The following is a 21,877-nucleotide window of genomic DNA, read 5'->3' as shown; positions in this document are numbered from 1 at the left end:
CGCACGGAAAAATAGACGGCGTCGGTCTGGTCGTTGCGCAGCACCTGCTCGGCCTGGCGCGGCAGGTCGATCTGCCAGCGGCCGTCGCGCTCGCCCAGGCGCGCGCCGAGCGCGCCGGCCGCGTCGGACAGCGCCTGGTCGAACGCGGCCTGGGCCGGCATCCACGCCAGCAGGTAGGTGAGCGCGCCGCCGGCCAGGTTGAGCAGCAGGATCGGCCCGATCAGCCAGCGCAGCAGGCGCAGGCGGATGCTAGGCATGGTCGGGGGCGGTCGCTTCCAGCATGTAGCCGAAGCCGCGGATGGTGCGGATGCTGATGCCGGCGTCGGCGATCTTCAGGCGCAGGCGCGAGATGTAGACCTCCACCGCGTTCAGCGTCAGGTCGTCGCCCCACGGCAGGATGGCGTCGATGATCTGCTGCTTGGACACCACGCGCGCGCCGTGCTGCAACAGGTATTCGAGCACGGCCCACTCGCGCACCGACAACTCGATCACCCGTTCGCCGATGCGGGCCCGCTTGGCCGTGGTGTCGAGCGTGAGGTCGCCCAGCGCCAGCACGGTGGGCTTGGGCGCGTTGCGCCGCGCCAGCGCGCGCACGCGCGCCACCAGCTCGGCGGTGGCGAACGGCTTGACCAGGTAATCGTCGGCGCCCAGCTCCAGGCCCTGGACCCGGTCCTCGATGGCGTCGCGCGCCGTCAGCAGCAGCACCGGGGTGGCGCCGCCGCGCAGACGCAGCCGGCGCACCACCTCGAAACCGTCGATGCCGGGCAGGCCGATGTCGAGCACCACCACGTCGGCCGCGCCGGGCCGCTGCAACAACTGGTCGGCCTGGTCGCCGTGGCGCACCACGTCCACCGCCATGCCGTGCCCGGCCAGCGCGCGCGCCAGCCCGTCGGCCAGCACGGCATCGTCTTCCACCACTAGTACGCGCATGCTCAATTGACAGGAATAAGGAAGGGAATCAAGGGGGATCCACGCGGGCCAGCGCCCGCTGCTCGCATTATGCGGCATTTGTTGCACAGACCCAAAACAAAACGCCATGCCGCGGTGCCGCATGAGGCAAATTCATCATGCTGTCATATTTGCCGTGCATTATTGCATTGAAGAAACACCAATTCAATTATGGAAAATACATGACCGCCCTTCTCCAGCCTGCCGTCGCCCTGATGCAGCGCCTGCGCCTGCTGCCCAAATTCACCCTGATCTGCCTCGTGTTCCTGTTGCCGCTGCTGCTGGTGACGGCCATGCTGATGCAGGAGCTGCACAAGTCCATCGCCCGCACGGAGCAGGAACAGCGCGGCGTGGCCTACATCGTGCAGTTGCAGGAGATCACCAGGCTGACCCAGCAGCTGCGGGCCCAGGAGCACCTGCGCCACGCCAGCCCGGCCAACGCGGCGCCGGCGCCCCAGCGCGACGCCATCGCCCAGCGCATGCGCCAGCTCGACGCCTTCCAGGCCGGCGCCGGCAGCGTGGCCGCCCTGCCCGAGTGGCAGGCGCTGAAGAAGCGCTGGGAGGAGCTGCTGCAGCGCCAGGCCGCGCTCGACGCCAGGGACAGCTTCGCCCTGCACAGCGCGCTGGTGGCCGACATGGCGCGCCTGACCACGCTGGTGGCCGACCGCGCCAGCCTGAGCCTGGACCCCGAGGTGCAGACCTATTACCTGATCGCCTCCTTCCTCAAGACCTTCCCCGACATCGCCGAGGGCCTGTCCGTGATCGCCGGCCGCGGCGCCGCCTTCATCGACACCGGCCTGCTGGAAGGCAACGAGGATCAGCTGCTGAACGCCACGGCCATGATCGCCCGCCACGACCTGGAGCGGGTGCCGGCCCAGTTCGACGCCGTGTTCCGCAACAATCCCCAGCTCAAGCCCGTGCTGCAGCCGCAGCTGGGCGCCGTGCCGGCCGCGCTGGCCTTCCTCGAACGGGCCAAGAATGAAGTGACCAATTCCTACAACCAGACCTCGGGCAAGGAATTCAACGCGGCCGGCGACCAGGCCATCGACGGCCTGTACGGCTTCTCGTCGGCCTCGGCCAAGGTGCTCGACCAGTTGCTGGCCGAGCGCATCGCGCGCGACCGCCTGCGCCGCAACCTGATGCTGGGCGCCGTGCTGGCCGTGGCCGCGCTGGCCGCCTGGCTGTTCGCCGGCTTCTACAGCTCGTTCGCGCTCGACATCGCCCACCTGCGCGGCGCCGTGCAAAGCGCGGCGGCCGGCGACCTGACCGAACGCATCAGCTCGCGCGGCAACGACGAGATCGGCGGCCTGGTCAACGCCTTCGGCGGCATGACGGGCGCGCTGGCCACGCTGGTGGCCGGGATCCGCAGCGGCGCCGGCGCCATCGCCGGCGCCACCGACGCGCTGGCCGAGGGCAACGCCAGCCTGTCGCACCACACCAGCAGCCAGAGCGCGGCGCTGGCCGACACGGTGGCCTCGATGCGCCAGCTGACGGCCACCGTGCAGCGCGGCGCGGCCCACGCCCAGCGCGGCCACGCACTGATCGTGTCGGCCTCGGAGCTGGCCCAGCGCGGCGGCCAGACGGTGGGCGCGGTGGTCGACACCATGGCCTCGATCCGGGGCAGCTCGAACCGCATCGTCGACATCATCGGCGTCATCAACGGCATCGCGTTCCAGACCAACATCCTGGCCCTGAACGCGGCCGTCGAGGCGGCCCGGGCCGGCGAACAGGGCCGCGGCTTCGCCGTCGTGGCCGGCGAGGTGCGCAACCTGGCCCAGCGCTCGGCGGCGGCCGCGCTGGAGATCAAGCAACTGATCGGCGACTCGGTGGCCCAGGTGGAAGCGGGCAGCGAACTGGTCAACGTGGCCGGCAGCACCATGGCCGACGTGGTCCAGGCCGTGCGCGAGGCGGCCGCCGTGATCGAGCAGATCAGCGCCGCCGAGGCCGGCCAGAGCGCCGACATCGCCCAGGTGGGCGCGGCGCTGGCCCGCATCGACCAGATGACGGGCCAGAACGCGGCGCTGGTGCAGCAGGCCGGCGACGGTTCGGCGCGCCTGCACGCCGAAACGGCCCAGCTCGCCGAGGCCGTCAGCCGCTTCCGGCTCGACCAGGCCGACGGCGCGCACGCGACGGCGCACCCCGCGCACCCGGCGGACCTGGGCGCCGCCCCGTCCGCCCCCGCCGTGGCCGGCGCGCTGGCCGCCGTGGCGCCGGCCGGCGTCTGGTCGGCCAACAAGCCGCGCCTGGCCCCGCGCCACGGCGAACGCCAGCGCCGCGCCTGATCCCCCGGCAGGGCCGGGTCTGGCTCTACAGTAGGAATAGGCTGACAAAGCTGCATGTTGCCTGCCTACACCGGGGCGACTAGTCCTCTTATGTTCGCTATCTAACTTAACGCTTAAAGTGACTGCCATACGCGAGGTGCGCGCCAGCCGCCTCGCCTGACACCTGTACTTTAAGTTTGCGAGGAAGAAAATGAACAACACTCAACTTGTTGCCACCGTCAAAGCGCCGCGCGCCCGTAGCGCCTCCGCCCAGTCACGCGAGCTCAAGCTTGTGCCACGGCCAGTTGTCAGCCACAGCGGCGCCCAGCAGAACGAGTTGCTGGCCGCCCTCCCGCGCGAAGTGCTGGAATCGCTGTTCGAACACCTGGAACTGGTACAACTGCCGTTCGGCAAGGAGCTCTTCACCTACGGCGCCACGCTCGACAATGTGTACTTCCCCACCACGGCCATCGTTTCGCTGCTGTATGTGATGGAGGACGGCGCCACCACGGAAATCGCCGTGGTCGGCCATGAGGGCGTGGCCGGCGTGTCGCTGTTCGCCGGCGAGCGGGCCATGTGCAGCGCCGTCGTGCAAAGCGCCGGCTACGGCTACCGGCTCAAGGCCCAGCAGCTGCGCGACGCCTTCAACCAGGGCGGCGCCCTGCCCCAGCTGCTGATGCGCTACAACACGGCCCTGTTCGCGCAGATGGCGCAGAACACGGTGGGCGGCATGCACAGCTCGATCGAACAGAAACTGTGCCGCTGGCTGCTCGACCGCCTCGATCGTTCGCCATCGAACGAATTGAAGGTGACGCAGGAGATGATCTCCATCATGCTCGGCGTGCGGCGCGAAAGCATCACGGCCGCCGCCGGCAAGCTGCAGGACGAAGGCATGATCACCTACCGCCGCGGCAACATCACGGTGCTCGATCGTCCAGGTCTGGAACAGTATGCGGGCGAGTGCTACAAGGTGGCGAAGACGGAATATGACCGTCTGCTGCTGGATGTGGCGCGCTGCTGACGTTGGCCACGCCGCCCGCCGTCCCGGCGCCGGCGCCCGATCCCTTGCCGGCCGCAGCCTGCATGGCCGCCAGTTCCGGCGGCTGCGCCACCCCGGCCGCCGGCTTGCGGCGCAGCGGGATGTGGGCTTCGACACAGGTTCCCGCGTCGTTGCGGCCGCGCCGTATGGTCAGCGTGCCGCCCAGCAGCAAGGCCCGTTCGCGCATCCCGAGGATGCCGTGCGACATGGGCTTGGCCACCGTGTTGGCCGCGATCCCCACCCCGTCGTCGATCACGCGCAGCACCAGGCCATCGACCGTGCGGCGCAGCATGACGGACACGCGGCCGGCCTGCGCGTACTTGCGGATATTGGTCAGCGATTCCTGCACGATGCGGAACAGCGCGATCGACAGGTCGCCTGAGCGGCCCGTGTCCTTCTCCAGCTCGGCCGAGATGTCGACGTCGCAGCGCACCTGGGCCAGACGGCTGAACTCGTCGCAATAGCTTTCGATGGCCGCGCACAGGCCCAGGTTGTCGAGCAGGCTGGGGCGCAGGTTCTCGACGATGCGGCGCTTCATCTCCACCGTCTCCACCAGCGTGGCGCGGGCGCGGCGCAGCTGGGTGGCCAGTTCCGGCGCCGTCTTCAGCAATTGCTGGGTGACGGCCGCGATATCCATGCCGATCGAGGTCAGGTTGGCGCCCAGCTCGTCGTGCAGTTCGCGCGACAGCCGCACCTTCTCCTCCTCGCTGATGCTGATCAGGTGGCGCGACAGCACCGACAACTGCTCGGTGCGCTGGGCCACCGTCGACTCCAGGTTCTCATTGGCCTTCTGCAAGGCGTGCTCGACGGCCGCCCGGTTGCGGAAACTGCGCCGCACCAGCTGGTAGAACATGACCAGCACGATGATGGCCATGGCGTTGATGCCCATGCCCAGCAGTACGGCCTTCTGGTACTCGTGGTAGAACATGGCGCTGCGCGCGGCCAGCGTCTCGTACTGCTCCTGCTCCATGATGACCACCTGCAGCCGGATCTCGTCCATGCTGGAACGGCCGTCGCTGACCTTGGCGATCTTGACGATCTCGTCCAGCCCGCCTTCGCGGTAGACGTCGATCGACTGGTTGAGCAGGGCCAGCTTGCGCCGCACCAGCGTGTGGAGCTGGGCCAGGTTCTTGAGCTGGGACGGGCTGTCGGCCAGCAGTTTCTCCAGTTCCCGGAACTCGCTCTCCGATTCCGTCACGGCCGTGCGGGCCGGGCCCAGATAGGACTCGCGCCCGGAGATGAAATAGCCGCGCAGGCTGCTTTCGGCGTCCAGCACCAGCACGTTCAGGTATTGCAGCCGGTCGGCCACGCGCGAACTCTGGCTCTGCAGCGCGTTGGCCCCCTTGAGCGATTGCAGATTGTGGAACAGGCTGAATCCGTTGGCGACCAGGATCAGCACGCAAGTGACGCACAATATGGTTTTGTACAGCGGCAGACGGTGCAAGGGTGCCGTGGTGGCGGTGAAATACATCCTGTTAAGCATCCTTCGAGAGGTTAGCCGGCACAGTTGCACCAGACCATCCCATTATAGTCTGGCCGGCCGCCCGCCGCAGCGCGGCAACCCTACCGTGCGCGCCTCCGCAATCAATCAGTTTCAGTCGAGCAGATTATTTTTCATCGCGTAATAGGTCAGGTCGCTGTTCGACTGCATGCCCATCTTTTCCATGATGCGGGTGCGGTAGGTGCTGACCGTCTTGATGCTCAGCGACAGGGCCACGCCGATGTCGCTCACGGTGGCGCCGCGGGCCAGCCGCAGGAACACCTGGAATTCGCGGTCCGACAGCTCGGTGTGGGGCGCCGTGTTGGGGTCGCGGTCGAAGGTCTGGGCCAGCAGCTCGCCCACGGTGGCGCTCACGTAGCGCCGTCCCTGGAACACGGTGCGCACGGCCGTGATCAGCTCGTCGGCCTCGCACTCCTTGTTCAGGTAGCCATTGGCGCCCATCTTGAACAGGTTGAGCGCGTACTGCTGGGCCGGATAGCCGGACAGGATCAGCACCGGCAGGTCCGGCTGGCCCTGGCGGATGGTGCGCAGGGTGTCGATGCCGCTCTGGTCGGGCATGGCGATGTCGAGCAGCAGCACGTCGCAGATTTCGCGGCGCGCGATGTCGAGCGCCTCGCGTCCACTGCCGGCCTCGGCCACCACCTCGAAATCGTCGGCCGAAGAAAAGATTTGCTTGAAGCCCGCACGGACTATCTGATGGTCGTCACAAATGGCAACGCGTATCATTGTTTCCCCTCGTGGCGCGGGAACCGGAACCGGCGGCTCCGCATTCCGCGCCACCTTCGCCCGCGCGCCATTGCGCACTGGCAAAAAAATTAACATTAACAGTATAGCACCAACGATATAACGGTGCGATGCCCATTCCACGGCACGGATGACGGCGTGGACGAAAAAAAAGACGCCTCGTGCGCGCCTTTTCTTTTCTGCGCCCGCTCACTGGAGCAGGGTCAGGATCGCCAACAGTTCGTTGCGTATCAACGTCCGGTCCAGGGCCGGGACGCCGGCCGGCGGCGCGCTGCCGTCCGGGCCGGAGGCACCATCATACTCCGCTTGCGCCGGATCGGCCGTCCGGCTGTCCAGTTTATTGCGCGCGCCGCTGATGGTGAAACCCTGTTCATACAGCAGCTCGCGGATGCGGCGGATCAGCAGCACTTCATGGTGCTGGTAGTAGCGCCGGTTGCCCCGCCGCTTGACCGGCTTGAGCTGGGTGAACTCCTGCTCCCAGTAGCGCAGCACGTGCGGCTTGACGCCGCACAGCTCGCTCACCTCGCCGATCGTGAAATAGCGCTTGGCCGGTATCGGCGGCAACACAACCAGGTCGGATTTGGCGGGGCGGTCGTTCATCGCGGATCAGTCCCTGTCAGGCGGCGCGGGCCATGGCCGGATTGCTTTCCTCGACCATGCCCTTGAGCTTCTGGCTGGCGTGGAAGGTCACCACGCGGCGCGCCGTGATGGGGATCTCCTCGCCCGTCTTCGGGTTGCGGCCCGGCCGCTGCGGCTTGTCGCGCAGCTGGAAGTTGCCGAAGCCGGACAGCTTGACGGCCTCGCCGCGCTCGAGCGCGTTGCGGATCTCGTCGAAGAAGGTCTCGACCATGTCCTTCGCTTCGCGCTTGTTGAGGCCGACCTGCTCGAACAGCAGTTCGGCCAGCTCCGCCTTGGTCAGCGTCGGCAAATCTTTTTCCGCTTCCTGGCGCACCTTGGCCACCTGCATGGCGCGATGCAGATCGGCGGCCAGTGCGGATTGAAGGACGGCGGAATCCACGTCGTTGGTAGTAATTTTACAGCCCTGCCTTATCAAAATATGGGGGAATCCGGACCGGGCCGGACTCCCACCGATTGCCCAGGATGCGGCCCGCGCGGGGCCGCCGGGGGCGCTCAGGCACGCAAGCGTGCGCCCTGCTTTTGCTTGACCGCCTCGGCCATCGCGGCCATCACGGCGTCGACCACGTCGTCCTGCAGGGTGTTTTGAGTATCTTGCAAGCTAAAGCGGAAAGCAAGCGATTTTTCGTCCGCCTCCAGTCCCTTGCCGCGATATTCATCAAACAAAACAATGGCTTGCACAATCTTGCCATGCGGATTTTCTTGCACCACAGCATTAAACGCGTCCAGCAGGTCCTGCGCCGGCACGCTGTGCTTGACCACCACGGCCAGGTCGCGCGTGGCGCCGGGGAACTTGGAAATTTCCGCGTAGACCGGCACCATGCGTTGCTCAAGAGCAACAGCATCGACCTCGAACACGACCGGCGCCTGCGGCAGGTCGTATTTCTGCATCCAGCGCGGGTGCAGCTCGCCGAGGTAGCCGACGGTCTTGCCGTCGAGCTCGATGCGCGCCGAGCGGCCCGGGTGCAGGGCCGGATGGTCGGCCTTCACGAAACGGGCCACGGCCGGCGCGAACAATTGCTCCAGGTCGGCCTTGACGTCGAAGAAGTCGACGTTGCGGGACGCCTGGCCCCACTGCTCGTCGGCCACCGGGCCGTAGGCCATGGCGGCCACGCGCTTGGGCTGGTGGTAGCCGGCCACGGTCAGCGGACCGTCGGCCACGCCGGCGTCGCGCAGGTAGACGGCGCCGGTCTCGAACACGCGCACGCGGTTGGCCTTGCGGTTCAGGTTGTAGCGCACGTTGGCCACCAGGCTGCCGATCAGCGACGAGCGCATCACGCTGAGCTGGCTGGCGATCGGGTTCTGCAGCTTGATCGGCGCGTCGTTGGCGCTGAAGTCCTGCTCCCAGGCCGCCTCCACGAAGCTCATGTTGATCACTTCCTGATAGCCGAGGTCGGCCAGGTGGTGGCGCACGGCGAACAGCGAGCGGGTGTTCTCGGGCGCGATGATCATGGTGTTGGCCGCCACCGGCGCCACGGTCGGGATGTTCTCGAAGCCATACACGCGCGCCACTTCCTCGATCAGGTCCTCCTCGATCTCGATGTCGAAGCGGTAGGTCGGCGCCGTCACGCTGAACACGCCGTCGGCCACCGTGAACGGCAGCGCCAGCCGGGTGAAGATGTCGGCGATGGTGGCGTCGTCCAGCGCCACGCCGATCACCTTGCGCGCGCGGTCGGCGCGCATGGTGACGGGCTGGCGCCGCGGCAGGTTGACCACGTGGTCGTCGACCGGGCCCACCAGCGTCTGCTGGGTGCCGCAGATCTCCAGGATCAGCGCGGTGATGCGCTCGATGTGCTCGACCGTGGTGGCGTAGTCCACGCCGCGCTCGAAGCGGTGCGCGGCGTCGGTCGAGAAGTTGTAGCGGCGCGCGCGGCCCTGGATGGCGTTCGGATGCCAGAACGCCGCCTCCAGGTAGATGCTGTCGGTGTCGAGCGAGACGGCGGTGGCGTCGCCGCCCATGATGCCGGCCAGCGATTCAAGTTCCTTGTCGTCGGCGATCACGCCGACCCACTCGTCCACGCTGATGGTGTTGCCGTTGAGCAGCTTGATGGTCTCGCCGGCCTTGCCCCAGCGCACGTCCAGGCCGCCGTGGATCTTGGCCAGGTCGAACACGTGCGACGGACGGCCCAGTTCCAGCATCACATAGTTGGAGATGTCGACCAGCGCCGACACCGGGCGCTGGCCGCTGCGCTCGAGGCGCTGCTTGATCCAGTCCGGCGTGCTGGCCCTGGCGTTCAGGTGGCGGATCACGCGGCCCGAGAAGCGGCCGCACAGGTCGGGCGCCGAGACCTTGACCGGCAGCACCTCGTCGCAGGTGACGGCCACCGGGCGGCACTGCGGCGCGTTCAGGGCCACGCCCGTCAGGGCCGACACTTCGCGCGCCACGCCCAGCACGGACAGGCAGTCGGCCTTGTTCGGGGTCAGCTTGATGGTGAATTTGAGGTCGTTGAGCGCGTAGTAGTCGCGGAAGTTCTTGCCCACGGGCGCGTCGTCGGGCAGCTCCAGCAGGCCCGAGCCCTCCTCCGACAGCTTCAGTTCCTTGGCCGAGCACAGCATGCCCTGCGACTCGACGCCGCGCAGCTCGCCGACCTTGATGGCGAACGGCTTGCCGTCCGCGCCCGGCGGCAGCATGGCGCCGGCCATGGCGCACACCACCTTCAACCCGGGGCGCACGTTGGGCGCGCCGCACACGATGTTGAGCAGGGTGCCGGTGCCCACGTCCACCTGGCACACGTTCAGGCGGTCGGCGTTGGGGTGCTTCATCATCTCGCGCACATGGCCCACCACCACGTTCGAGAACGGCGGCGCCACCGCTTCCACTTCTTCTACTTCCAGGCCGGACATCGTCAGCAGATGGGCCAGTTCGTCCGAAGTCATCTTCGGATCGACCATGGTACGGAGCCAGTTTTCGGAAAATTGCATAATCGAGCCTTCAGCCGCAAAAATTGTTCAGAGAGCGGGAGCGCCGGAACGCTCGACCGCTAAATGTGATAAACCGTTTAGACGATTAGTTGAACTGCTTGAGGAAACGCAGGTCGCCTTCGTAGAACAGGCGCAGGTCGTTGATCCCGTAGCGCAGCATCGTCAGGCGCTCGAGGCCGGAGCCGAACGCGAAGCCGATGTATTTCTCGGGGTCGAGCCCGAAGTTGCGCACCACGGTCGGATGGACCTGGCCCGAACCGGACACCTCCAGCCAGCGGCCCTTGAGGGGACCGGAGCCGAACGCGATGTCGATCTCGGCCGACGGTTCCGTGAACGGGAAGTACGATGGACGGAAGCGCACCTGCAGGTCGTCCGTCTCGAAGAAGGCCTTGACGAAGTTCAGGTACACGCCCTTGAGGTCGGCGAAGCTGATGTTCTCGGCGATCCACAGGCCTTCCACTTGATGGAACATGGGCGAGTGGGTGGCGTCGCTGTCGACGCGGTAGGTGCGGCCCGGCGCGATCACCTTGATCGGCGGCGTGTGGCTGCGCGCGTAGCGCACCTGCATCGGGCTGGTGTGGGTGCGCAGCAGCAGCGGCTTGCCTTCGCTGTCGTTGCCTTCGATGTAGAAGGTGTCCTGCATGGAACGGGCCGGATGGTTTTCCGGGCTGTTGAGGGCGGTGAAGTTGGTCCAGTCGTTCTCGATCTCGGGGCCGTCGGCCACGTCGAAACCGATGGAACGGAAGATGGCCTCGACCCGCTCCCACGTGCGCATCACGGGATGGATGCCGCCGCCGGCGCGGCCGCGGCCTGGCAGCGAGACGTCGATGGCCTCGGCATTCAAACGGGTTTGCATCTGGGCGTCGGCCAGCGCGTCGCGCCGGGCCGTCAGGGCCGCTTCGATCCGCCCTTTGGCGGCGTTGATCAGGGCGCCTTGCGCCTTGCGCTGCTCGGGGTCCAGCTTGCCCAGGCCCTTCATCAATTCGGTGATCTGGCCGGTCTTGCCCAGGTATTTGGCTTTGGCGTTTTCCAGTGCGGCCGCGTCATCTTGCGCGGCCATGAAATCCTGCACCGCGGAGGCGACGAGTTGTTCCAGGGAGTCCATGCTTTTCGTTTTCCTCAATCAAAAACGGGGCACAGGTATACACCTTTGCCCCGTTCTTTTGGTCGCCACCCCTGGGGTGGCGCAGACAAAATCAATGCTTACGCAGCGATTTTTGCTTTCACAACGTTGACAATCGCAGCGAAGGCTGGCTTGTCCATCACAGCCATGTCGGCCAGGACTTTACGGTCCAGTTCGATCGAAGCTTTCTTCAGACCGTTCATGAACACGCTGTACGTCACGCCATGCTCACGGGAAGCGGCGTTGATACGGGCGATCCACAGGCGGCGGAAGACGCGCTTCTTGTTACGACGGTCGCGGTAGGCGTACTGGCCAGCGCGCATCACTGCTTGCTTGGCAATACGGTATACCTTGCTGCGACGACCGCGGTAACCCTTGGCCAGGTTCAGTACTTTTTTATGACGGGCACGCGCAGTAACCCCACGTTTTACTCGAGGCATATTAGCTCCTTAAATGAGTGTGAGATTAAGCGGATGGCATCATACGCAGCACGGACGTGACGTCCGAAGCGTTGATGTTACGGGTGCCGCGCAGCTGACGCTTGTTTTTGGTGGTCTTCTTGGTCAGGATGTGGCGTTTGAACGCCATACCCGATTTAACGGTACCACCCGGACGCACGCGAAAACGTTTTTTCGCGGAGCTTTTGGTTTTCATTTTTGGCATAGCAATCTGTCCTCTTACGGACAGCTCCATATCAACAGGATTGCAGGTGGCAACACTACGTTGCGCTTAGATGCCTGCTTTCACTTGTTATTGCAGTGGATGCGAGTCCACTACATTACAACAGCCGGCCATTATAGACCAACCGCCGCAATCGTGCACGCAAATCGCAACCGGCGCCCACACGGGCGCCGGTCGGCGATTCACGGCGTATTATTTCTTCTTCTTGGGAGCGAGCACCATGATCATCTGACGGCCTTCCATCTTCGGGAACTGCTCGACCTGGCCGAACGGTTCCAGATCGGCCTTCAGACGTTCCAGCATGCGGAAGCCAATATCCTGGTGCGCCATCTCACGACCGCGGAAGCGCAGCGTGATCTTGGTCTTGTCGCCTTCCTCGAGGAATTTGACGAGGTTGCGCAGCTTGATATTGTAATCGCCGTCATCGGTGCCGGGACGGAACTTGACTTCCTTCACCGAGATGACCTTCTGCTTCAATTTCGCTTCGTGAGCCTTCTTCTGCTCCGAATACTTGAATTTGCCGTAGTCCATCAAACGGCACACTGGCGGCTGCGCGGTCGGCGCGATTTCCACCAGGTCGACGTTTGCCTCTTCCGCCAGGCGGAAGGCTTCGGCCAAAGTCACGATACCGAGAGGCTCGTTATCGACCCCGCTTAAACGCATTTCAGGGGCAGTGATTTCGCCATTGATGCGATGCGACTTGTCAGTAGCTATGGTGTTTCCTTTTAATGTCTGAGTATTCGGCCGCGCTGCGAGTCGCCTCGTCAGGCTTTGTTTGCGACATCTTGCTGGAGTCGTTCCACCAGGGCATCGACGGACATGACACCCAGGTCGACGTTGCCCCGTGCCCGCACGGCCACGGTATGGGCATCCCGCTCTTTGTCGCCAACCACAAGGATGTAGGGCAGTTTTTGGACGGAATGTTCGCGTATTTTATACGTTATCTTCTCGTTCCGCAAATCGGTCTGCACCCGGAACCCGCACCGGCGCAGCTTTTCAGCCACTTCCTGCACATATTCGGCCTGCGCATCGGAGATGTTGAGCACCGACACCTGCACCGGCGCCAGCCACATCGGCAAGGCGCCCGCGTAGTTCTCGATCAGGATGCCGATGAAGCGCTCCATCGAGCCGACGATGGCCCGGTGCAGCATGACGGGCACCTGGCGGCTGTTGTCGGCCGCCACATACTCGGCGCCGAGGCGCTCGGGCATGAAGAAGTCGACCTGCATGGTGCCGACCTGCCATGGGCGGCCCAGCGAATCCTTCAGGTGGTACTCGATCTTCGGACCGTAGAACGCGCCCTCGCCCGGCAACTCGGTCCACGTCACGCCGCAGGCGCGCAGGCCGGAGCGCAGCGCGTCCTCGGCCTCGTTCCACACCTCGTCGGTGCCGATGCGGTTGTCGGGGCGCAGCGCCAGTTTCACTTCGATGTTATTGAAATCGAAGTCCTTGTAGACCTCCATCGCCTGCGTGTGGAAGGCCACCACTTCCGGCTCGATCTGCTCTTCCGTGCAGAAGATGTGGCCGTCGTCCTGGGTGAAGCCGCGCACGCGCATGATGCCGTGCAGCGCGCCGGACGGCTCGTTGCGGTGGCACTGGCCGAACTCGCCGTAGCGCAGCGGCAGGTCGCGGTAGCTGCGCATGTTGCTGTTGAAGATCTGCACGTGACCGGGGCAGTTCATCGGCTTCAGCGCGTACGAGCGGTTTTCCGACTCGGTCACGAACATGTTCTCGCGGTAGTTGTCCCAGTGGCCGGTCTTGCCCCACAGGCTGGCGTCGAGGATCTGCGGCGCCTTCACCTCCTGGTAGCCGTTGACCTGGTATTTATTGCGCATGTATTGCTCGACCTGCTGCCAGATGGTCCAGCCCTTCGGGTGCCAGAACACCAGGCCCGGCGCCTCGTCCTGGAAGTGGAAGAAGTCGAGCTGCTTGCCCAGCTTGCGGTGGTCGCGCTTTTCCGCCTCCTCCAGCGCGAACAGGTACTGCTCCTGGTCCTCCTTCTTGGTCCAGGCGGTGCCGTACACGCGCTGCAGCATCTCGTTCTTGGAGTCGCCGCGCCAGTAGGCGCCGGCCAGCTTCATCAGCTTGAACACCTTCAGCTTGCCGGTCGATGGCACGTGCGGGCCGCGGCACAGGTCGGTGAACTTGCCTTCCGTGTACAGCGACACTTCCTGGTCGGCCGGGATGGCTTCGATCAGCTCGGCCTTGTACGCCTCGCCGATGGACTTGAAGTAGGCGATCGCCTCGTCGCGCGGCAGCACCTTGCGCGTGACCGGCTCGTCCTTCTTGGCCAGCTCGGCCATCTTCTTCTCGATCGCCACCAGGTCGTCCGGCGTGAACGGGCGCTTGTACGAGAAATCGTAGTAGAAGCCTTTTTCGATCACGGGACCGATCGTCACCTGCGCGTCGGGGAACAATTCCTTGACGGCGTAGGCCAGCAAGTGGGCCGTCGAGTGGCGGATCACCTCCAGACCGTCGGCGTCCTTGTCGGTGACGATGGCCAGGTCCGCATCTTTTTCGATCAGGAAGGAGGTATCGACCAGCTTGCCATCCACCTTGCCGGCCAGCGCGGCCTTGGCCAGGCCGGCGCCGATGCTGGCCGCCACTTGGGCTACGGTGACTGGGCCGTCGAATTGACGGGCCGAACCATCTGGGAGGCGGACTGAAAGCATATTGATCTCCAAAGCGGCGTGCGCCGAAAAATACTGCAAAAAGAATAACTGTAAAAATACGGACGAAAAAAAACGCGGACTAGCCGCGTTTTCTCTTTTTTCGAGCAAAAGAAATCCGTTCGACTAGCGTCACTCCCAATACTTGGTCGTAGTTCGCGGTGTCATAACCGGATTGCCTTTCTCGCTCTTACATGTTCTGGTGGGCGGTGCAGAATTCGAATCTGCGACCCCTTGGATGTCGACCAAGTATTCTAACCAGCTGAACTAACCGCCCGTGGTACTGCAATCTTACCTTTTTTACTGCCTGCTACAAGTGTTCTGGTGGGCGGTGCAGAATTCGAATCTGCGACCCCTTGGATGTCGACCAAGTATTCTAACCAGCTGAACTAACCGCCCGAAGACCAGCATTATAGAGAGCCATCCGCGGAATGACAAGGGCTTTCAAAAGGAAATATTTATTGAAAGCACCATCCCGCCGGACGGGCCCCATCACGCCCGCCGCGCCTCCAGCACGCCGCCCACTTCCGTGATCGCCAGCAGCGCCTTTTGCAACTGCGCCGTGGAGCCGATCTCGGCCGTGAAGGTCATGCGCGCCTGGCCCTTGGCCGACTGGGTGTTCACGCCGATCACGTTGATCTTCTCGCGCGAGAAGATCTCGGAGATGTCGCGCAGCAGCCCCTGGCGGTCGCCGGCCAGGATGAAGATGTCGACCGGGTACACGGTGTCGCGCTCGGCCCGCCCCCAGTCCGTCACGATCACCCGCTCGGGCGCCTTGGCCCGCATCTCGGCGAAGTTCTTGCACGTGGCGCGGTGGATCGAGACGCCCTTGCCGCGCGTCACGAAGCCGACGATGCTGTCCGGCGGCGCCGGCTTGCAGCACTTGGCCAGCTGCGTCATCAGGCCGTCCGTGCCCACCACCAGCACGCCCGACTTGGCGCCCTGCTCCACGCTCGAGGCGCGGCTCTTGCCCAGCACCACGGCGTCCTCGGGCGCGGCCGGCTCGGCCTGCTCGTGCAGGGCGGCTTCCACATGGCGCAGGCTGAACAAGTCCTTGCCGACCTGAAGGAACAGGTCGTCCACCTTGGCGAAGCCCAGCTTTTGCGCCAGCGCCTCCAGGTTGACGGCCGTCTTGCCTTCGCGCTGCAGCGACTTCTCCACCAGCGCGCGGCCGTTGGACAGGGTTTCCTGGATGTCGATCGCATGGAACCAGGCCCGGATCTTCGAGCGCGTGCGGCTGCTGACCGTGTAGTCCGCGTTGAGCCAGTCGCGCGACGGGCCGGCCGTGCCGGGCGCGCCCTTGGCCGTGATGATCTCGCAGGTCTGGCCGTTCCTGAGCGGCGTGTTGAGCGGCACCATCACGCCGTCCACGCGCGCGCCGCGGCAACGGTGGCCCACGTCGCTGTGCAGGTGGTAGGCGAAGTCGATCGGGGTGGCGCCCACCGGCAGTTCGAGCACGCGCGCCTGCGGCGTGAGCACGAAGATGCGGTCGTCCAGCGTGGCCGCCTTGAGTTTTTCCACCCACTCGCGCTGGGTCTCCTCCTGGCCCACCACGGCGTCCGCCACGTCGGTCTTCCACGCCAGCAGCTGGCGCAGCCAGGCGATCTTCTCGTCGTACTTCTGGCCGGCGAAGTTGGAACCGCCCTCCTCCTTGTAGCGCCAGTGGGCCGCCACGCCGTACTCGGCGAAGTTGTGCATCTCCTGGGTGCGGATCTGCACCTCCAGCGGGCGGCCATCCTCGGCCGTCACCACCGTGTGCAGCGACTGGTAGCCGTTGGGCTTGGGCCGCGAGATGTAGTCGTCGAATTCCTTGGGGATCGGGGTCCAGATGTTGTGCACCACGCCCAGCACCGTGTAGCAGGTCTTGACGTCGGCCACGATCACGCGGAACGCCCGCACGTCGTACAGGTCGGTGAAGTCGAGCTCCTTGCCGCGCATCTTGTTCCAGATGCTGTAGATGTGCTTGGGCCGGCCGAACACCTCGGCCTGGATGCCGGCCGCCTGCATCTCCGACTGCAAGCGCGCGATGGCCGAGGTGACGAAGCCTTCGCGCATCATGCGCTTTTCCTCGAGCATCTTGGCGATGCGCTTGTACGTGTCGGGCTCGATGAAGCGGAACGACAAGTCCTCCAGCTCCCACTTGAGCTGCCAGATGCCAAGCCGGTTGGCCAGCGGCGCGTACAGGTCCAGCGTCTCGCGCCCGTAGGCGCGGGTGGCCTCGTTGAACAGCTTGATGTCGGCGAAGTAGCGCAAGGTCGTCACGCACGAGGCCAGGCGCACCAGCACCACGCGCATGTCGCTGGCCATGGCCAGCAGCATCTTGCGCAGCGTTTCCACCTGGGCCACGGCCAGCTGGGCGGCGTTCTTGCCGCGCCCGCCCGCCTCCTGCTGGCCGCGCGTCAGCTCGCGCAGCCGGATCAGCTGGCGCACGCCCGACACCAGGTCGCACACCTCCTTGCCGAAACGCGGCTCGATGGTGGGCGCCGTGGCGGGATCGAGCAGGGTCAGTTCGAACATCAGGCCGGCGATGCGGGTTTCCGCGTCCGTGCGCAGGAAGGCCAGCGTGCCGGCCACGCCGACGGCGAAGTCGAAGGCCGGCTGGCCGGAACTGCACAGCCGGTCGCCATAGGCCGCGCCGGCCGCGTCGAGGGCGGCCAGCACGCGCGCGCCATCGTCGGCCGACAGGCCTTGCACCAGCTGGTCCGAGGTTGCGCTGTTGAGCGCTGCGATAGAAACCATATGCCGCCTAACGCACTGCGGCGGTGACGACCACTTCCACCAGCCACGCCGGATCGGCCAGTTGCGCCTGCACGGTGGCGCGCGGTGGCGTGTGGCCATGCGGCACCCAGGCGTCCCACTCCTCGTTCATGCCGGCGAAATTGGCCAGGTCCGTCAGGTAGATCTGGCAGCTCAGGATGCAGGTCTTGTCGCTGCCGGCCTCGCCCAGCAGGCGGTCGATGTGGCCGAGCACTTCGCGCATCTGGCCGTTGATGTCCTGCGTCTTGTCGTCCGCGACCTGGCCGGCCAGGTACACGGTGTTGTTGTGGATCGCCACTTCGGACAGGCGCTTGCCCACATGCAGTCGTTTAATTTCCATGGTTCTCGTTCTTGTTGCGGTTCATTGGTTCAGTAAGAATTGCTTGACGATGGCGATCTGGTCGTCGTGCACGAAGGTCGGCGCGTGGCCGACACCGGGCACCTCCACCAGCGTGGCGCGCGGTCCGCGCTGCGTCATGATGTCGGCCGTCGCGCGCGACAGCAGGTCCGATTCGCCGCCGCGGATCAGCAGGGTCGGGCAGGTGATGGCGTCGTACGACGCCCACAGCGTCGCCTGGTCGGCCGCCACCGATTCGGGCGTGGCGGCGCGGAACGGCTGGGCCAGGCCCATGTCGTAATGGCGCACCCACATGCCATCCTTGTCCTGGCGCAGCACGTCGGCCGCCAGCTTGTGCCACTCGGCCTCCGTGTGCGGGCCGAACGTGAGCGAGACGTCGCGCACGAAGCGCGCGCCCTCCTCGAACGTGGGGAAGCGCAGATCCTGGCCGATGTAGTCGCCGATGCGTTGCAGGGCCGGCGCCTCCAGCGACGGGCCGATGTCGTTCAGGATCAGGCGGGCGATCGGGTTGCCCGGCAGCGAAGCCAGGCCCAGGCCGATCAGGCCGCCCATCGAGGTGCCGAACCAGTCCACGCTCTGGCGCTCATTGTTGGCCAGCACGCGCGCCAGCAGCGTGACCATGTCGCTCACATACTGGGGGATCACATACAGCTGCGGATCGCGCAGCCGGCCCGAGCGGCCGCGCCCGACCACGTCGGGGCAGATCACGCGGTAGTCGGCGGCCAGCGCGCGCGCCATGGCGTCGAAATCGTCCGACACCCGGGTCACGCCATGCACGCAGACCAGCACGTTCGGATTGTCCGCCTCGCCCCACTCCTTGTACGCCATATGATGCAGGCCGGCCATGGACAGGCACTGAACAGACTTCAATTTTGCTTCGAACATGCCACTTCCTTGTCAAACGCGGATTCGTTTCCAAATACCGCAGGTGGATTTTTATGTAATGATGACGGGTGATCCATTTTACCGGGCGTTGCGCTGAAAATCTTACCGCAGTGTAGCGCAGCATGCTCCAGACCACCAACCCGCGAACTTTTTCACAGAGGACATCATGGCAAGCACACTCCTGGCAGGCAAAACCGCACTGGTCACCGGCTCCACCTCCGGCATCGGCCTCGGCATGGCGCGCGCGCTGGCCGCTGAAGGCGCCAACATCGTATTCAACGGTTTCGGCGACGCCGCCGAGATCGACAAACTGCAGGCCGACGTGGCCCGCGAATTCAAGGTCCAGACGGCCTACCACAACGCCGATATGTCCAAACCGGCCGAGATCGAGGCCATGATGGCGTTCGCGGCCGCCAAGTTCGGCGGCGTGGACGTGCTGGTCAACAACGCCGGCATCCAGTACGTGGCCAAGGTCGAGGACTTCCCGGTCGAGAAATGGGACGCCATCCTCGCCATCAACCTGACCTCGGCCTTCCACACCACCCGCCTGGCGCTGCCGGGCATGCGGGCGAAGAACTGGGGCCGCATCATCAACCTGGCCTCGGTGCACGGCCTGGTGGGCTCGGAGCAGAAATCGGCCTACGTGGCGGCCAAGCACGGCCTGCTGGGCCTGACCAAGGTGACGGCGCTGGAGACGGCCACCACCGGCATCACCGCCAACGCCATCTGCCCGGGCTGGGTGCTGACGCCGCTGGTGCAGAAGCAGGTCGACGCGCGCGCCGCCAAGGATGGCCTGAGCAACGAGGACGCCAAGCGCGCGCTGCTGGCCGACAAGCAGCCGTCGGGCGAGTTCGTCACCCCCGAGGAACTGGGCGCGATGGCCGTGTTCCTGTGCAGCGACGCGGCGCGCCAGGTGCGCGGCGCGACCTGGAACATGGACGGCGGCTGGGTGGCCCAGTAACAGCCGCCAAGTTAAACTCGTCGTACCCGCGAAAGCGGGTACCGATAGGACGCTTGAGGTACGTAAACGCTTGCTTTCCATGGGTTCCCGCCTTCGCGGGAACGACGTTCCCGGATTCCCACCACTCAACTTAGCGGCATCAGGGTCTGCCCCGGATGCGCAAGTCTGCCGTGGCGGCTACGCCACAGGCCGCCCCGCCCCCAGTTATCACCGCGCTGATTTGCGGTTAACCACAATGGTGATAACTGAACCTTTCATCCATCATGGGCTCCTCAAATTACCCGCCACGAGGAGTCGCCGTGAAAAAGCCGTTTTATAAAATACTATACGTGCAGGTGCTGTTTGCGATCGCCTGCGGCGTGTTGCTGGGCTACTTCCTGCCCGCCAACGCCGTCGCCATGAAGCCGCTGGGAGACGGCTTCATCAAGTTGATCAAGATGATCATCGCGCCGGTGATCTTCTGCACCGTCGTGTCCGGGATCGCCGGCATGCAGGACGTCAAGAAAGTGGGCCGCGTGGGCGGCAAGGCGCTGCTGTACTTCGAGGTGGTCTCGACCTTCGCGCTCGTGATCGGCCTGTTCGTGGCCAACATCCTGCGCCCCGGCGCCGGCTTCAACGCCGACCCGGCCACGCTCGACACCAAGGCCATCGCGGAATTCACCGTCAAGGCCAAGTCGCAGTCGACCGTCGACTTCGTCATGAACATCATCCCCAACACGCTGGTGGACGCGTTCGCCAAGGGCGAGATCCTGCAAGTGCTGCTGGTGGCCATCCTGTTCGGCTTCGCGCTCTCGCTCATGGGTGAGAAGGGCAAGCCGGTGACGCGCCTGATCGACGAGATCGCCACGGCCATCTTCGGCATGGTCAACATCATCATGAAGGTCGCGCCCATCGGTGCGTTCGGCGCCATGGCCTTCACCATCGGCAAATACGGCATCGCCTCGCTGCTGCCGCTGGCCAAGCTGATGGGTTCGTTCTACCTGACCTGCGGCCTGTTCGTGTTCATCGTGCTGGGCACCGTGGCCAAGCTGACCGGCTTCTCGATCGGCCGCTTCATCCTTTATATCAAGGAAGAACTGCTGATCGTGCTCGGCACCTCGTCGTCGGAAAGCGCCCTGCCCTCGCTGATGAGCAAGCTGGAGAAACTCGGTTGCTCCAAGTCCGTGGTCGGCCTGGTGGTTCCCACCGGCTACTCGTTCAACCTGGACGGCACCAACATCTACATGACGATGGCCGCCCTGTTCGTGGCCCAGGCCACCAACACCGACCTGACGCTGGGCCAGGAACTGACCATCCTCGGCGTGGCCATGCTGACCTCGAAGGGCGCGTCCGGCATCACCGGCGCCGGCTTCATCACGCTGGCCGCCACCTTGGCCGTGGTGCCGACCATCCCGGTGGCCGGCATGGCCCTGATCCTCGGCATCGACCGCTTCATGAGCGAATGCCGCGCCCTGACCAACTTCGTGGGCAATGGCGTGGCCGCCGTGGTGGTGTCGAACTGGGAAAAAGAGCTCGACCATGACCGCCTGAAGGCGGAACTGGCCCAACCCGGCTCGGCCGCCTACCCCGCCTACGGCGAAGCCGGCGTGAAGGCCGTCCAGCGCTGATCCTCCGCCGCTTCAACGGCATGGCCCCGCACCGCAAGGCGCGGGGCCTTTTTGTTGGCATGTGCAGGCACACGCCAAACAAAACGGCGCGCCCATGGCGCGCCGTTTTGTTTTCCTGCCGACCAGTCCGCTTACACGGCCGACAGATCCAATTCCACGTCCGACGCGGCCTGGATCTGCTCCTTGGTGATGCCCGGCGCCAGTTCCGTCACCTTCAGGCCCTTGCCGGTCACCTCCATCACACCGAGGTCGGTGATGATCAGGTCCACCACGCCCACGCCCGTCAGCGGCAGGTCGCAATGCTTGAGCAACTTGTGCGAGGTGCTGCCGTCCTTGGCCGTGGCCACGTGCTCCATCAGCACCACCACGCGCTTGACGCCGGCCACCAGGTCCATCGCCCCGCCCATGCCCTTGACCATCTTGCCCGGAATCATCCAGTTGGCCAGGTCGCCATGCTCGGACACCTGCATCGCGCCGAGGATGGCCAGGTTGATCTTGCCGCCGCGGATCATGCCGAACGAGTCGGCCGAGCTGAAGTAGGCGGCGCCGGGCAAGGCCGTCACGGTCTGCTTGCCGGCGTTGATCAGGTCGGCGTCCACCTCGGCGTCGGTCGGGAACGGGCCGATGCCGAGCAAGCCGTTCTCCGACTGCAGGAACACTTCGATATCGCGGGGCACGTAGTTGGCCACCAGCGTGGGCAAGCCGATGCCCAGGTTCACATAAAATCCGTCCTGCAATTCCTTCGCCGCGCGCGCGGCCATTTCGTCACGAGTCCATGCCATAGT

20 protein-coding genes and 2 tRNA genes are annotated in these 21,877 nt (G+C 65.2%); 4 read left to right on the top strand and 18 right to left on the bottom strand.

What is annotated here, in order from left to right; genetic code table 11:
• Nucleotides 1-257 (bottom strand): sensor histidine kinase N-terminal domain-containing protein (locus tag AC1RQG_RS26375; RefSeq protein WP_493136122.1); only part of this gene is annotated, 257 nt, incomplete at its 3' end.
• The gene (locus AC1RQG_RS26370; protein WP_493136120.1) at nt 250-930 is read right to left on the bottom strand and encodes a response regulator transcription factor; all 681 of its coding nucleotides are present in this window, start codon (nt 928-930) and stop codon (nt 250-252) included. The genes AC1RQG_RS26375 and AC1RQG_RS26370, both read right to left, overlap by 8 nt.
• Nucleotides 931-1,130: 200 nt before the next feature.
• Between AC1RQG_RS26370 and AC1RQG_RS26365 the strand changes: the two genes are divergently transcribed.
• Both AC1RQG_RS26365 and AC1RQG_RS26360 read left to right on the top strand, forming a co-directional pair.
• Entirely contained in the window at nt 1,131-3,230 is a 2,100-nt protein-coding gene (locus tag AC1RQG_RS26365) for a methyl-accepting chemotaxis protein (RefSeq protein ID WP_493136118.1), read from the top strand.
• 190 nt (nt 3,231-3,420) lie between these two features.
• Nucleotides 3,421-4,230 carry a Crp/Fnr family transcriptional regulator gene (locus AC1RQG_RS26360; RefSeq protein WP_182162230.1) on the top strand — a complete coding sequence of 270 codons (810 nt, stop codon included), beginning with the start codon at nt 3,421-3,423 and terminating at the stop codon, nt 4,228-4,230.
• Here the strand turns inward: AC1RQG_RS26360 and AC1RQG_RS26355 are convergent.
• The 15 genes from AC1RQG_RS26355 to AC1RQG_RS26285 form a co-directional block, all read right to left on the bottom strand.
• A complete protein-coding gene (locus tag AC1RQG_RS26355) occupies nt 4,127-5,719 on the bottom strand; it encodes a CHASE3 domain-containing protein (RefSeq protein ID WP_493136115.1) in 1,593 nt (530 codons plus the stop codon). The two genes, AC1RQG_RS26360 and AC1RQG_RS26355, sit on opposite strands and share 104 nt — an antisense overlap.
• Nucleotides 5,720-5,842: 123 nt before the next feature.
• Nucleotides 5,843-6,475 carry a response regulator gene (locus tag AC1RQG_RS26350; protein WP_493136113.1) on the bottom strand — a complete coding sequence of 211 codons (633 nt, stop codon included), beginning with the start codon at nt 6,473-6,475 and terminating at the stop codon, nt 5,843-5,845.
• A 207-nt stretch (nt 6,476-6,682) separates the two neighbouring features.
• Complete coding sequence (locus tag AC1RQG_RS26345; RefSeq protein WP_493136111.1) at nt 6,683-7,093, bottom strand: MerR family transcriptional regulator; 411 nt, start codon at nt 7,091-7,093, stop codon at nt 6,683-6,685.
• Between the two features lie 16 nt (nt 7,094-7,109).
• Nucleotides 7,110-7,460, bottom strand: a complete 351-nt coding sequence (locus tag AC1RQG_RS26340) for an integration host factor subunit alpha (RefSeq protein WP_182162222.1) — start codon at nt 7,458-7,460, stop codon at nt 7,110-7,112.
• Nucleotides 7,461-7,624: 164 nt separating this feature from the next.
• Nucleotides 7,625-10,051 carry a phenylalanine--tRNA ligase subunit beta gene (gene pheT / locus AC1RQG_RS26335; RefSeq protein WP_493136109.1) on the bottom strand — a complete coding sequence of 809 codons (2,427 nt, stop codon included), beginning with the start codon at nt 10,049-10,051 and terminating at the stop codon, nt 7,625-7,627.
• Between the two features lie 85 nt (nt 10,052-10,136).
• Nucleotides 10,137-11,156, bottom strand: a complete 1,020-nt coding sequence (pheS, locus tag AC1RQG_RS26330) for a phenylalanine--tRNA ligase subunit alpha (protein ID WP_182219731.1) — start codon at nt 11,154-11,156, stop codon at nt 10,137-10,139.
• Between the two features lie 98 nt (nt 11,157-11,254).
• Nucleotides 11,255-11,614 (bottom strand): 50S ribosomal protein L20, encoded by a 360-nt coding sequence (gene rplT, locus AC1RQG_RS26325; protein WP_182154762.1) that lies wholly within the window; start codon nt 11,612-11,614, stop codon nt 11,255-11,257.
• 25 nt (nt 11,615-11,639) lie between these two features.
• Complete coding sequence (gene rpmI, locus AC1RQG_RS26320; protein WP_057262756.1) at nt 11,640-11,837, bottom strand: 50S ribosomal protein L35; 198 nt, start codon at nt 11,835-11,837, stop codon at nt 11,640-11,642.
• Between the two features lie 210 nt (nt 11,838-12,047).
• Nucleotides 12,048-12,569 (bottom strand): translation initiation factor IF-3, encoded by a 522-nt coding sequence (gene infC, locus AC1RQG_RS26315; RefSeq protein WP_493136128.1) that lies wholly within the window; start codon nt 12,567-12,569, stop codon nt 12,048-12,050.
• A 50-nt stretch (nt 12,570-12,619) separates the two neighbouring features.
• Nucleotides 12,620-14,527 carry a threonine--tRNA ligase gene (gene thrS, locus AC1RQG_RS26310; protein ID WP_493136105.1) on the bottom strand — a complete coding sequence of 636 codons (1,908 nt, stop codon included), beginning with the start codon at nt 14,525-14,527 and terminating at the stop codon, nt 12,620-12,622.
• Between the two features lie 197 nt (nt 14,528-14,724).
• Nucleotides 14,725-14,801 (bottom strand) — tRNA-Val (locus AC1RQG_RS26305).
• A 45-nt stretch (nt 14,802-14,846) separates the two neighbouring features.
• A tRNA-Val gene (locus AC1RQG_RS26300) sits at nt 14,847-14,923 on the bottom strand.
• A 93-nt stretch (nt 14,924-15,016) separates the two neighbouring features.
• On the bottom strand, nt 15,017-17,263 hold the full coding sequence (locus tag AC1RQG_RS26295; RefSeq protein WP_493136103.1) for a RelA/SpoT family protein: 2,247 nt from the start codon (nt 17,261-17,263) through the stop codon (nt 15,017-15,019).
• A gap of 7 nt (nt 17,264-17,270) precedes the next feature.
• The gene (locus AC1RQG_RS26290) at nt 17,271-17,621 is read right to left on the bottom strand and encodes a RidA family protein (protein WP_493136101.1); all 351 of its coding nucleotides are present in this window, start codon (nt 17,619-17,621) and stop codon (nt 17,271-17,273) included.
• A gap of 21 nt (nt 17,622-17,642) precedes the next feature.
• A complete protein-coding gene (locus tag AC1RQG_RS26285; protein ID WP_493136099.1) occupies nt 17,643-18,524 on the bottom strand; it encodes an alpha/beta fold hydrolase in 882 nt (293 codons plus the stop codon).
• Between the two features lie 166 nt (nt 18,525-18,690).
• Between AC1RQG_RS26285 and AC1RQG_RS26280 the strand changes: the two genes are divergently transcribed.
• Together AC1RQG_RS26280 and AC1RQG_RS26275 are read left to right on the top strand one after the other, a co-directional pair.
• Nucleotides 18,691-19,485 (top strand): 3-hydroxybutyrate dehydrogenase, encoded by a 795-nt coding sequence (locus AC1RQG_RS26280; RefSeq protein WP_493136097.1) that lies wholly within the window; start codon nt 18,691-18,693, stop codon nt 19,483-19,485.
• Nucleotides 19,486-19,748: 263 nt separating this feature from the next.
• A complete protein-coding gene (locus tag AC1RQG_RS26275; RefSeq protein ID WP_493136095.1) occupies nt 19,749-21,092 on the top strand; it encodes a dicarboxylate/amino acid:cation symporter in 1,344 nt (447 codons plus the stop codon).
• 131 nt (nt 21,093-21,223) lie between these two features.
• Here the strand turns inward: AC1RQG_RS26275 and AC1RQG_RS26270 are convergent, their stop codons facing one another.
• Nucleotides 21,224-21,874 carry a CoA transferase subunit B gene (locus AC1RQG_RS26270; protein ID WP_493136093.1) on the bottom strand — a complete coding sequence of 217 codons (651 nt, stop codon included), beginning with the start codon at nt 21,872-21,874 and terminating at the stop codon, nt 21,224-21,226.
• Nucleotides 21,875-21,877 lie beyond the last annotated feature (3 nt).

The organism is Rugamonas sp. GW822-FHT03B10, assembly GCF_058801745.1.
This window is presented reverse-complemented; position numbering and strand designations above follow the sequence as displayed.